The organism is Devosia sp. LjRoot16, assembly GCF_964252795.1.
Lineage (GTDB): Bacteria > Pseudomonadota > Alphaproteobacteria > Rhizobiales > Devosiaceae > Devosia_A.
Map to the genome: position 1 here is coordinate 193821 of NZ_CAXUPH020000004.1, position 12059 is coordinate 205879.

General features: G+C 65.4%; 13 protein-coding genes. 11 read left to right on the plus strand and 2 right to left on the minus strand.

The window, feature by feature from the left end; all coding sequences use genetic code 11:
- The first annotated feature begins 22 nt into the window (after positions 1-22).
- The 7 genes from ACSQ23_RS18875 to ACSQ23_RS18905 all read left to right on the plus strand — a co-directional run bounded on the left by ACSQ23_RS18875 (position 23) and on the right by ACSQ23_RS18905 (position 6473).
- Positions 23-487, plus strand: a complete 465-nt coding sequence (locus tag ACSQ23_RS18875) for a MarR family winged helix-turn-helix transcriptional regulator (protein ID WP_162247929.1) — start codon at positions 23-25, stop codon at positions 485-487.
- Positions 488-489: 2 nt separating this feature from the next.
- Positions 490-1641: an HlyD family secretion protein gene (locus tag ACSQ23_RS18880; RefSeq protein WP_436091519.1), complete on the plus strand. Its 1152-nt coding sequence runs from the start codon at positions 490-492 to the stop codon at positions 1639-1641.
- 1 nt (position 1642) lies between these two features.
- Positions 1643-3196 (plus strand): DHA2 family efflux MFS transporter permease subunit, encoded by a 1554-nt coding sequence (locus ACSQ23_RS18885; protein ID WP_436091520.1) that lies wholly within the window; start codon positions 1643-1645, stop codon positions 3194-3196.
- Positions 3197-3254: 58 nt separating this feature from the next.
- Positions 3255-3602 (plus strand): winged helix-turn-helix transcriptional regulator, encoded by a 348-nt coding sequence (locus ACSQ23_RS18890; RefSeq protein ID WP_055879643.1) that lies wholly within the window; start codon positions 3255-3257, stop codon positions 3600-3602.
- 218 nt (positions 3603-3820) lie between these two features.
- Positions 3821-5095, plus strand: coding sequence for an NAD(P)/FAD-dependent oxidoreductase (locus ACSQ23_RS18895; RefSeq protein WP_436091521.1), 1275 nt, complete (start codon positions 3821-3823; stop codon positions 5093-5095).
- A 37-nt stretch (positions 5096-5132) separates the two neighbouring features.
- Positions 5133-6002 carry a helix-turn-helix domain-containing protein gene (locus tag ACSQ23_RS18900; RefSeq protein WP_436091522.1) on the plus strand — a complete coding sequence of 290 codons (870 nt, stop codon included), beginning with the start codon at positions 5133-5135 and terminating at the stop codon, positions 6000-6002.
- A 60-nt stretch (positions 6003-6062) separates the two neighbouring features.
- The gene (locus ACSQ23_RS18905) at positions 6063-6473 is read left to right on the plus strand and encodes a VOC family protein (protein WP_436091523.1); all 411 of its coding nucleotides are present in this window, start codon (positions 6063-6065) and stop codon (positions 6471-6473) included.
- Between the two features lie 58 nt (positions 6474-6531).
- Here ACSQ23_RS18905 and ACSQ23_RS18910 read toward each other — a convergent pair whose 3' ends face one another.
- Both ACSQ23_RS18910 and ACSQ23_RS18915 read right to left on the minus strand, forming a co-directional pair.
- Positions 6532-6741 (minus strand): cold-shock protein, encoded by a 210-nt coding sequence (locus ACSQ23_RS18910; protein WP_055879654.1) that lies wholly within the window; start codon positions 6739-6741, stop codon positions 6532-6534.
- Between the two features lie 194 nt (positions 6742-6935).
- Positions 6936-8324: a M24 family metallopeptidase gene (locus tag ACSQ23_RS18915; protein ID WP_436091524.1), complete on the minus strand. Its 1389-nt coding sequence runs from the start codon at positions 8322-8324 to the stop codon at positions 6936-6938.
- A gap of 192 nt (positions 8325-8516) precedes the next feature.
- Here ACSQ23_RS18915 and ACSQ23_RS18920 point away from each other — a divergent pair, with 192 nt between their 5' ends.
- Genes ACSQ23_RS18920 through ACSQ23_RS18935 form a run of 4 tightly spaced genes read left to right on the plus strand, consistent with a single transcriptional unit; the run spans position 8517 to position 12029 of the window.
- Entirely contained in the window at positions 8517-9413 is an 897-nt protein-coding gene (locus ACSQ23_RS18920) for a metal ABC transporter substrate-binding protein (protein ID WP_436091525.1), read from the plus strand.
- Positions 9410-10333, plus strand: coding sequence for a manganese/iron ABC transporter ATP-binding protein (locus ACSQ23_RS18925; protein ID WP_436091526.1), 924 nt, complete (start codon positions 9410-9412; stop codon positions 10331-10333). The genes ACSQ23_RS18920 and ACSQ23_RS18925 overlap by 4 nt, the downstream gene beginning before the upstream one ends.
- Positions 10330-11187: a metal ABC transporter permease gene (locus ACSQ23_RS18930; protein ID WP_436091527.1), complete on the plus strand. Its 858-nt coding sequence runs from the start codon at positions 10330-10332 to the stop codon at positions 11185-11187. The genes ACSQ23_RS18925 and ACSQ23_RS18930 overlap by 4 nt, the downstream gene beginning before the upstream one ends.
- The gene (locus ACSQ23_RS18935; protein ID WP_436091528.1) at positions 11187-12029 is read left to right on the plus strand and encodes a metal ABC transporter permease; all 843 of its coding nucleotides are present in this window, start codon (positions 11187-11189) and stop codon (positions 12027-12029) included. Before ACSQ23_RS18930 ends, ACSQ23_RS18935 begins: the two co-directional genes overlap by 1 nt.
- Positions 12030-12059 lie beyond the last annotated feature (30 nt).

Here is a 12059-nt window from a genome sequence, read left to right on the forward strand (position 1 = left end):
TGCGCTTATTATATGTGCGCTTATGAAATCCAACCAGACGTACAAGCACCAGGCCCCGATGGGCTACCTGATCCACGAAGTAGCCCGGCTGATGAAGCGGCGCTTCGAGGAAGAGGCGCGCGTCCACGGCATTACGCTGCCGCAGTGGCGGGTGCTGGCGCAGGTGGCGATCAACGAGGGCATCACCCAGGTGGCGCTCGCGGCGGCAACCGACACCGACCCGATGACGGTATCGGGCGTGCTCGACCGGCTGGAAAAGCGCGGCCTGCTCGACCGCTATCCCGACCCCACCGACAGCCGCGCCAAGCTCGCCCGGCTGACCGCCGAGGGCGAGGAGATTTTCACCACCGCCCGGAAAGTCGGGCTGGCGATGTATGAGGCCGCGCTCGAGGGGGTCTCCCCCGAGGAACGGCAGACAGTGATCACTGCGCTCTCGAAGATGCGCGAAAACCTTTCCGGCCAGACGGCCGATCTGGAGGAAGTCTGATTATGAACGCCCGTGTCACGCCCCCTGCTCCCGGCGAAGCCAAGCCCGTCACCACGTCAGCCGTTGAAGCCAGCAAGCCCGAGGCCACAGCTGCCGCGGCGCCTGAAGCTCCGGCCAAGAAGAAGCGCTCCGGTCGACGGCTGGCGCTGATGCTGGCCGTGCCGGTGGTGCTTGCGGTGGGTGGCGGCTATTTCTGGCTGACGGGCGGGCGCTATGTCGAAACCGACAATGCCTATGTGCAGCAGCCCAAGGTGTCGATCTCGTCGGACGTGGCGGGCCGCATCGTCTCGGTGGCAGTCAAGGACAACCAGTCGGTGAAGGCCGGCGACGCGCTGTTCGCCATCGACCCCGAGCCCTATCGCATCGCGCTCAGCCAGGCCGACGCGGCGCTCGCCACGGCACGGGTGAATGTCGAACAGTTGCGCGTCGGCTACTCGATCGCCAGCGCCAAACTCGACGCCGCCAACGCTACGCTCGCCATCCGGCAGAAGGAATGGGACCGCGCTTCCAACCTGCAGAAGCAAGGAATTTCGGCCGAGTCGGCGCTCGATGACTCACGGCTGGCGCTGCAGCAGGCCCAAAGCAATGTGGCGCTCGAGCAGCAGGACGTGGCCAATGCCACGGCAGCGCTCGGCGGCGACCCCAGCATCAAGACCGACGACCACCCGGCGGTGCGTGCGGCCCTCGCGGCGCGCGACAACGCCCAGCGCAACCTCGACAAGAGCACGGTGCTCGCGCCGGCGAATGGGATCGTCAGCCAGGTCGCGAGCCTCAATGTCGGCCAGTTCATCAATACGGGATCGACCATCGCGACGCTGGTCGAGACCGGCGACACCTGGGTCGAAGCCAACTTCAAGGAAACGCAGCTGACCACGCTGGCCGTCGGCATGCCGGCCGAGGTGAAGGTCGACGCCTATCCGGGTCTCGCGATCGAATGCCAGGTCGCCTCGATCGGTGCGGCGACCGGCGCAGAGTTCGCGCTGATCCCGGCGCAGAACGCCACCGGCAACTGGGTGAAGGTCACGCAGCGCGTGCCGGTCAACATCGCCTGCGATACGGGCACCGACCTGCTCCGGGCCGGCATGAGCGCCACTGTCAACGTCGACACCAAGCCCGCCGGGGCAGAGGCTGCCGAAAGCCAGAAGGCGCTCTAACATGGCCGCCGCCGCTGCCGCCGTTTCAGTCCCTACGGTCGTCGTCAAGAACAAGGGCCTGCTCACCGCCGCCATCATGGTGGCGGTGATCATGCAGGTGCTCGACACCACGATTGCCAACGTCGCCCTGCCCCATATGCGCGCCAGCCTCGGCGCGTCGCAGGACGAGATCAACTGGGTACTGACCTCCTATATCGTCGCCGCGGCCATCGCGACGCCGCTGACCGGCTGGTTCTCCGACCGCTTCGGTCGGCGCAACCTGCTGCTCGCGGCGGTGGTCGGCTTTACCGCGGCGTCGCTGCTCTGCGGTATTGCCACCAACCTCGCGCAGATGGTGGCGTTCCGCGTCATCCAGGGCGTCTGCGGCGCCATGCTGGTGCCGCTGGCCCAGGCGACGATGATGGACATCAACCCGCGCGAACAGCTCGGGCAGGCGATGGCGATCTTCGGCGCCGGCATCATGTTCGGGCCAATCATCGGGCCGACGCTGGGTGGCTGGCTGACCGAGACGTTCAACTGGCGCGCCGTGTTCCTCGTCAACCTGCCGGTCGGGATCGTCGCCTTCTTCATGCTGGCGGCGCTGATGCCGAACACCGTGATCAAGATCCGCAAGTTCGATTTCTTCGGCTTCGGCATGCTGGCGCTGGCGGTGGCATCGCTGCAGATGCTGCTCGATCGCGGCCAGGGCGTCGGCTGGTTCGACTCGGCCGAGATCTGGCTCTATTTGCTGCTCGCCATTTCGGGCCTGTGGGTGTTCATCGTCCATTGCCTGACGGCCGAGAACCCGTTCATGGACATGGCCATGTTCAAGGACAGGAACCTGGTCACCGGGCTGGTGCTGATCTTCATTACCGGCATCACGCTGTTCTCGGGCCTCGCGCTGCTGCCGCCGATGTTGCAGAACCTGATGGGCTTTCCGGTGATCGAGACAGGCCTCTTAATGGGGCCGCGCGGCATCGGCACGATGGTGTCGATGATCGTCGTCGGCCGGCTGGTGTCGAAGTACGACCCGCGCCTCCTGGTGGTCGGCGGCACCCTGCTGATGGGCTACTCGCTCTACATGATGACCGAGTTCGACATCGTCATGGGCTCGGGGCCGATCCTCATCTCAGGGTTCCTGCAGGGCATCGGCATGGGCTTTGTGTTCGTGCCGCTCAACTCGCTGGCCTTCGCCACCATCAATGCGAAGTACCGGGTCGATGCGACGGCGATGTTCAGCCTGATCCGCAATGTCGGCCAGGGTGTCGGCATCTCGGTGGTGACCACCATCCTCGCGCAGATGCAGGTGGTGAACTATGGCGAACTGGCAGAACGGATCACGCTGGACTCCGGCCCGCTGCGCGACTTCGCGGCGGCCTATGGCGGCTTCGCCAATGTCGTCGGCACGATCCACGGGATGATCACGCAGCAGGCGGCGATGCTCGCCTTCCTCGACGACTTCCACCTGATGATGATCCTGACCTTCGTGTCGCTGCCGATCGTCTTCCTGCTCCGCCGGCCGAAGGCAGCCAAGCCGATGACGGCGGAAGAGCGCGCCCACGCCATGGGCGAGTAACGACCAAGCCCGGCCGTACGCGGCCGGGTGGACCACCACAACTACAGGGTATTACGACATGGCCAACCAGTTTGAGATTGTTCACGACCTCCTCGATCTCGCCGGCGCCCGCTGGACCGTCGACGTGCTGTCGGTGATGCGGGACGGCAAGCTGCGGTTCAACGAGATTTCGCGTGCCGTTGACGGCATCTCGCAAAAGCAGCTGACGCAGACACTGCGGAACCTGCAGCGTCACGGCTTTGCGGCGCGCGCCGCCTTCGCCACCATCCCGCCGCGGGTGGAGTACGAGCTGACCGAACTCGGCCGCGACTTCGCCGCCAGCGTCCGTCCGCTCGGCTCGTTCGCGGTGCGCAACCAGCAGAGCATCGAGGCGGCGCGCCGCGATTTCGACGGCTCAGTGGCTTAGCAGACTCCCCCGCCGTTTGCGGCGGGGCATGGCGCGAAGAGCGCCGGCCGGAGGGAGCCTTACCCCATGCATGACCGTGCAAGGCTCCCTCCGTTCTCTCTTATCCCGCTTGTGTGCCCTCAACGCATGTGAGGCCTGCGCCCGGCGCGGCCGCCGTTCATTGAGCATTACGGATCAAAGACCTACATGCAGTGCGGGCACTGCAAGTGGGGTTTGAAATGACCAACTCGGCTCAACGACATCGGGTCGTCGTGATCGGCGGCGGGTTTGGCGGCCTGGCTGCCATCCAGAGGCTCAAGGGCGCCGATGTCGACATCACCGTCATCGACCGGCGCAACCATCACCTGTTCCAGCCGCTACTCTACCAGGTGGCGACGACGGCCCTCAGCCCATCGGAGATCGCCTGGCCGATCCGCATGCTGGTCAAGCATCGGCCGGAGGTGACGACGCTGCTCGGCAATGTCACCGGCATCGACAAGGCGGCGCAGCTGGTCGAGCTCGAAGATGGCGGGCGGGTGCCGTATGACAGCCTGATCATCGCCACCGGCGCCCGGCATGCCTATTTCGGCCATGACGACTGGGAGCCGTTCGCCCCTGGCCTCAAGACACTCGAAGACGCGACCGCGATGCGGCGCCGGCTGCTGCTGGCCTTCGAGGCGGCGGAGCGCGAGACCGATGCGGACAAGCGCAAGGCGCTGCTGACCTTCGCCATCATCGGCGCTGGCCCGACGGGCGTGGAACTGGCCGGCGCAGTGATCGAGCTGGCGCACACCTCGCTGAAGCACGAATTCCGCTCGATCAAGCCGGAAGAGGCTCGCGTCGTCCTGATCGAGGCGGGGCCGCGAGTCTTGGCCAACTTCCGCGAAAACCTCTCGGCCTATGCCAAATCGGCCCTGGAAAAGCTCGGCGTCGAGGTGATGCTGGGCCAGCCGGTCACCGAGGTGACGGCCGACACGGTGCGTTTCGACGCTCAGGAGCTGCGAGCCAACACCATCATCTGGGCGGCTGGCGTGCTGGCCTCGCCGGCGGCCAAGTGGCTGGGGGTCGAGGCGGATCGCGCCGGACGGATCAAGGTCGAACCCGACCTCACCGTTCCCGGCAGCCCGAATATCTTCGCCATCGGTGACACGGTCACGGTATTGGCGCCGAACGGCAAGCCGGTGCCGGGGATCGGCGACGCGGCCAAGCAAGGCGGCAAATATGCAGCCTCGGTGATCCGCGCCCGACTCTCGGGACAGACGGTCGGCCCGTTCCGCTACAAGCATCTGGGCGACATCGCCACGGTGGGCAAGAGCGCCGCGCTGATCGACTTCGGCTGGCTCCAGCTCACCGGCTGGATCGGCTGGTGGACCTGGGGACTTGCCCATATCTACTTCCTGATCGGGCTCAAGAACCGCATCTCGGTGGCGATCAGCTGGCTGTGGATCTACCTCACCGGCCATCGCAGCGCCCGGCTGATCACCTGGGGCGAGGCCGGCAGCGGCAAGAAGTGAGGTTTTGCCTCACGATCTGAAGAGCTAGAGTTGCCGGATGGACGAGCTGGCCGGCATCGACAGGTTCGATCACGCATCGGAACATGGCCGCTGGACGCTGTGGCGCAAGCGGCCTGCCGCGCTGTTGCAACCACACGTCATCGAACTCGAGGGCTATGTCGAGACCGGCGGCGCGCCGCTGGTGCGGCGTGAGCTGCCATTCTCGGGCATCCCGCTAATCCTGGTGTTCGAGCATCACTTCAGCGTCTTCGCTGATGATGGCGCGGAAAGCGTGCGGCTGGGACAGGGGTTTATCGCCGGCCTCACTGATCAGCCGACGCTGGTCGGCTCGCCGGGCCACGCCTTCTGCATGCAGGTCAACTTCACCCCGCTCGGCGCCCGCCGCATCCTCGGCCTCGATCTCTACGAGATCGCCGGATTGGTGGTGCCGGCCGACGCGGTGCTCGGGGCGGCGTTCCGTAGGCTCGAGGATCGGCTGGCGCATGCCGTCGGCTGGTCGCAGCGCTTCGCCATCATCGAGCGCTACCTGCTCGAGCGGCTCGACCGCAACGCGTCGCCGACACCGCTGGTCGAGGCCGGCTATGCGCAACTCGTCGCGGCCGGTGGAAACCTCGATATCAGCGCGCTGGCGGCGAGGCTCGATATCAGCCGCAAGCACCTCGGCACGCTGTTCCAGCGAGAGATCGGTATGGCACCGAAGACGGTGGCACGGCTGCTCAGGTTCGAGTCCGCGCTCGCGGGCCTGCGCTCCGGCCGGGTGCAGTCGCTGGCCGATCTCGCTTATGCCTGCGGCTATGCCGACCAGTCGCACTTCAACGGCGAGTTCCGCTCGATGAGCGGCCAATCGCCAACCGCCCTGCTGCGCGCCAGCCTGCCGGATGGAAGCGTGCTGGCGCCGCCGAGGTAACAAATCTCCAAGACCGACGCAGGCGCAGGGGCCAGACTCACCGGAGCAACGGAGATGAAAATGGCTTCCACCGTTATCCCCTGCCTCACCTATGAGGACGCACCCGCCATGATCGACTGGCTGTGCGAGAATTTCGGCTTCGTCCGGCACGAGATCAACAGCGACGGCAATGGCGGCATCTCGCATGCCGAACTGCGGCTCGGCGACGGCATGATCATGCTGGGCTCGCCGCATCCGCACACCGAGTTCGGCCGCGCCATCTCGACACCCGACAAGCTGGGCGGCACGACGCAGAGTCCTTACGTGATCGTCGACGATGTGGACGGGGTCTATGAGAAGGCCAAGGCAAACGGCGCCGAGATCGTCCGCGAGATTCGCACCGAGAGTTACGGCGGCCGGGGCTTCGCCTGCCTCGACCCCGAGGGGCACCTGTGGAGCGTCGGCAGCTACAGCCCGTGGGCGGCGGCCTGAAAGAGAAAGGCCGGGCACCTTGCGGTACCCGGCCTTTCAACTCAATTTCTACGCCAGATCAGGCGGCCGAAATCTCGGTGACGGCGATCTTGCCGGTGCGGCGGTCTTCGCCGGTCTCGAACGAGACCTTCTGGCCTTCGCTCAGGCCAGTCAGGCCAGCGCGCTGCAGAGCGGTGGCGTGCACGAACACGTCCTTCGCGCCGCTGTCAGGCTGAATGAAGCCGTAGCCCTTCTGATCGTTGTAGAATTTGACGGTGCCCTTTTCCATCGGGGGAGTCCCTCTTCGCAGTGATGTGGTGGACAGAACGACATGCGATCACCCTGCCCGGTCAGTCGAATTTTGGAAGTCCTATCGTGCGCCTGACCGAGAGCGGGGGCATACGGCCGGAAGTCAGCCAAATGTCGATGGCAAACGAGATAATCGGCGCGCGCAAGATTGGCAAGTGAGCGCGCACGATCACATCACGCTTTGGAAACGATACGGTTCGGTGACAGCCAGTAGGGTGGCATCGCGCCGGCGAGGTTGGAGAGCGGCAACACCTCCGGCTTCAGCCGAATGCCGAGCACGTCGCCCATGAAGGCCCGGCGCGCTTCGATGCGGCCCCAGACATCGGGGAAATCCACCTTCAGCTCGGCCCTGCCCCGCTCGTCGAGCAGCGCGATGCCATCCTCGATGTTGGCGCCGCAATAGGGCGGACCGGCCGCCGGGATGATATCGCACTGCACCGCCTGACCCGACAGGAAGGGTTCCTTCGAGCCGGGATAGACCTGAGTGTTCATCCACTCGTCGAGGTGAATCAGGTGGCCCGGGTTGAGCACCAGCTTGAAGAACGGCGTATCGAGGTGCCGGCGCGCCAGCGCGTCGAGTTCGCCGCCGGTGACGCCGATGCCGATGGTCTCGTACCATTCCGCAGCGCAGGCGAAGTATGGGCCGGCGAGGCGGTCGACATAGTCGCGGACATTGGCTGGAAGCTCCGACTCATCCTCGACCAGCCAGCCCATGCGGCTCGACAGGCCACCCCAGTAGCCGACCGCCGAGGTCATCGGGTCGCCCTTCTTGAGCTTCTTGCCCGACGGACTGTTAAGTCCGACCAGCTTGTCGCCCGACGAGAACATGGTGTGGCAGGAGTGCGGCAGCACGCCAAGGCGCATCTGCTGCACCGCTTCGAACTCGCTCATCCCGGGCTGCACATTGGCAATCACCGCCTTGACCGCTTCGGAACAGGCGACGGCGCCGAACTCGAACTGGGCGAGCTGTACGATCTCGTTGACGGCGCGGAGGCCAGTCACGGAGTGCATCAGCAAGGCATTGGCATTCACCACTCGGCCGTCGGCGCCGACGATCTGGCGCAACGTGTCGACGATGTAGGATGGCGTCTCGAGCCAGGCCTCGGGCTTGGCCGCCTCATCGGGCCCAAAGTACTTCCAGCCGAGCACGCCGACACGCTGGTTCGCTGCGATGCCGGCGTTGCGCAGCACCTCGGCCAGCGCGGGGGTCTTGGTGCGGTCCTGCCCAAGCAGCCCGAAAGGGGGGTAGAGACGCGCCTCGACCTCGATCGCGGCATTGGCGGCGCGACCGAGATTCTCGGGGCCAGCCAGCAGGGTCGGGGTGGCGTCAGGAGCGATCAGCAGCAGCGCTTCCTCGAAGCGCGGATCGAAACCGGTGATGTAGCAGAGGTTCGCCGAGTGCTCGCGGTCGGCATAGACGACCAGCGCATCGAGCCCGGCGGCACGACGTGCCCGGCCGAGGGCGGCGAAGCGGGCAAGATAGACGGAACGGTCGAGTTCCGGACGCGTTGCTGGAATGCCGAAGTCAGGCAGCTTGGCGTCGATCAGGCGGAAGGCAGGCATAGGACGGATTCCCCCAAACCCGAGGCGATTTGTTCGCGGCTCGGTGTTTTTCGCAATCGTGGAAGAAACCGCCCGCGAAAGCAACCGCGCGGTGCCTTCCCTGCCCCACCGCCGGAATGCTGGAGAGAGTTGACAAGCGTCGAAAACTAGATGCTATTAAGAACCATTCGCAACAAGAGATTGCTCCGACCGATGATTACGCGCCGCCGCCTCACCGTCCTGGCCCTCGCACTGTTGGCCGGGATGACGGCCTTGCCCGCTCTCGCCCAGGACAAGTTCAAGGTGGTGACGACCTTCACCATCATTGCCGATATCGCCCGGAACGTCGCGGGCGACGCGGCAGTGGTCGAGTCGATCACCAAGCCGGGCGCCGAGATCCACGGCTACCAGCCGGGGCCGCGCGATATCGTCAGGGCGCAGGGCGCGAACCTGGTGCTGTGGAACGGCATGAACCTCGAGCAGTGGTTCGTGAAATTCTTCGACAACGTGAAGGACGTGCCGCAGGTGGTGGTGAGCGATGGGGTCGAGCCGATGAGCATCGGCGAAGGGCCCTATACCGGCAAGCCCAACCCGCATGCCTGGATGTCACCGAACAATGCGCTGATCTATGTCGAGAACATCCGCAAGGCGCTGGTGCAGTACGACCCGGCGAACGCTGCAACTTACGACGCGAACGCCGCGGCCTATTCGGAGCAGATCAAGGCGCTCGACGCGCCGTTGCGGGCTCGTCTCGAGCAGATACCCGTCGAGCAGCGCTGGCTGGTCACCAGCGAAGGCGCCTTCAGCTATCTGACCCGCGACTACGACATGAAGGAACTCTATCTCTGGCCGATCAATGCCGACCAGCAGGGGACGCCGCAGCAGGTGCGGAAGGTCATCGACGCGGTGCGCGCCAACAAGGTCCCGGTGGTGTTCTCCGAGAGCACGGTGTCGGACAAACCGGCCAAGCAAGTCGCCAAGGAAACCGGCGCCGCTTATGGTGGCATCCTCTACGTCGACTCGCTGAGCGAGGCCGACGGCCCGACGCCCACCTACCTCAAGCTGCTCGAAGTCACCGTCGACACCATCGCCAAGGGATTTGGGAAGTGAGCCTTACCGCCAACGTGCCGCACGAGGCATGGAATCCGGCGCCGCAACCGAGCCTCGAGGTCGAGGGCGTGACGGTCGCCTACCCCAATGGCAACGTGGCGCTGCATGATGCAACTTTCGGGCTCGGGGCTGGCACCATTGCCGGCCTCGTCGGCGTCAATGGCAGCGGCAAATCCACTTTGTTCAAGGCGATTATGGGTTTCGTGCAGCCCATCGCCGGCGAGGTTCGCATTGCCGGCCTGCCGGTGCGCGAAGCGCTGAAGCGCAACATCGTCGCCTATGTGCCGCAGGCCGAAGAGGTCGACTGGAATTTCCCCGTCCTGGTCGAGGACGTGGTGATGATGGGGCGGCAGGGCCATATGGGCTTTTTCCGCATGCCTTCGGCACGCGACCGCGAGCTGGTCGAGCAGTCGCTGGCCCGGGTCGGCATGAGCGACTATCGCAAACGCCAGATCGGCGAACTCTCCGGCGGGCAGAAGAAACGCGTGTTCCTCGCCCGCGCACTGGCCCAGGAAGGCCGGATTATCCTCCTCGACGAGCCGTTCACCGGCGTCGACGTACAGACCGAAGCGGCGATCATTACGCTGATGCAGGAGTTGCGCAGCCAGGGACACCTGATGCTGGTTTCGACCCATAACCTCGGCAGTGTGCCGGATTTCTGCGACCAGGTGGTGCTGGTCAACCGCACGGTGCTGGCCTTCGGCCCCACCGCCGAAGTGTTCACCCAGACCAATCTCGAGAAGGCGTTCGGCGGCGTGCTGCGCCACTTCCATCTCGCCGGCGAAGATCTCCACGACGACAAGGATCAGCGCCGCGTCACCGTCTTGACCGACGACGAGCGCCCGGTGGTGTTCTACGGCGAGAATGGCGGCAGCAAGCCGGCTTCGCCGAGCAAAGAGACGCAGCGGGACGAGAAATGATCGAGGAACTGCTCGTCCCCTTCACCTATGACTACATGGTCAAGGCCATGTGGGTGTCGGCACTGGTCGGCGCCGTCTGCGCCTTCCTGTCGGCCTACCTGATGCTGAAGGGCTGGTCGCTGATCGGTGACGCACTGGGGCACGCCGTCGTCCCCGGCGTTGCCACGGCGTACCTGCTCGGCCTCCCCTACTCCGCCGGCGCATTCGTTGCCGGTGGCCTCGCCGCCGCCTCGATGGTGCTGGTGCGGGCGCGCACCCGGCTCAGGGAGGACGCCGTCATCGGCATCATCTTCACCTCGTTCTTCGCCCTGGGCCTGCTCATCGTGTCGCTCAACCCCACCGCCGTCGACGTGCAGGCGATCGTCATGGGCAACATCCTCGGCATCTCGGACGGCGATGTCATCCAGGTGGTGATCATCTCGCTGGTGTCGCTGGCGATCCTCATCCTCAAGTGGAAGGACCTGATGCTGGTGTTCTTCGACGAAAACCATGCGCGTACCGTCGGGCTCCACCCGCGCGCCCTGCAGGTGCTGTTCTTCGCTTTGCTCGCCGCCTGCACCGTTGCCGCCCTACAGACGGTCGGCGCCATCCTCGTCATCGCCATGGTGGTGACGCCGGGCGCCACGGCCTATCTCCTGACCGACCGGTTCCGGAACCTCCTCATCATCGCGGTGATCCTGGGCTCGGCCACGGCGGCGGTGGGCGCCTATATCAGCTTCTTCCTCGACGGCGCGACCGGCGGCGTCATCGTCTCCTTGCAGACAGCGCTGTTCCTCCTCGCCTTCTTCTTTGCCCCCAAGCACGGGCGGCTCGCCGCCCGGCGCCGGGCGTTGCGCGAAGCGGGAGTGAACTGATGGACGCGCTCTACGCCTTCTTCGTCGAGCCGCTGACTTACGACTTCATGCAGCGCGCGCTGCTCGTCGCCATCCTCGTCGGCGCGGTCTCGGCGGTGCTGTCGTGCTTCCTGGTACTGAAGGGCTGGTCGCTGATGGGCGACGCCATCTCGCATGCCGTGCTGCCGGGCATTGTCATCGCCTATGTGATCGGCCTGCCGATCGCCATCGGAGCGTTCGTCGCCGGGCTGTTCGCGGCGGTGAGCACGGGGTACCTCAAGGACAACAGCCGGATCAAGGAAGACACCGCCATGGGCATTGTCTTCACCGGCATGTTCGCGGTTGGCCTGGTGCTGTTCTCGCGCATCGAGACCGACCAGCATTTGAGCCACATCCTGTTCGGCGACATGCTCGGCGTCACCTGGCAGGACCTGATCGAGACGGCGATCATCGCGCTCGGGACGCTCCTCATCGTCCTCGCCAAGCGTCGCGACTTCCTGCTCTATGCCTTTGATCCGCAACACGCCCGCGCCATCGGCCTGCCGGTGAAGCTGCTGCATTACGGCCTGTTGGCGCTGCTCTCGATCACCATCGTCGCCTCGCTCAAGGCGGTCGGCATCATCCTGGTCGTCGCCATGCTGATCGCGCCAGGCGCCATCGGGTTCCTGCTGGCCAAGCGCTTCGAGGCAATGCTCGCCATCGCCATGACCGTCGCCATCGCCTCGGGCGTACTGGGTACGCTGATCAGCTTCAGCATCAACGGCGCCACGGGCCCGTGCATCGTGCTGATCCAGGCCGGGGTGTTCCTCATGGCGCTGCTGTTCGCGCCGGGCAACGGCTTGCTGCGGCGGCGGGCGGCTTGACTGGATAGTGGTCAACGCCCGTTGTAGGAT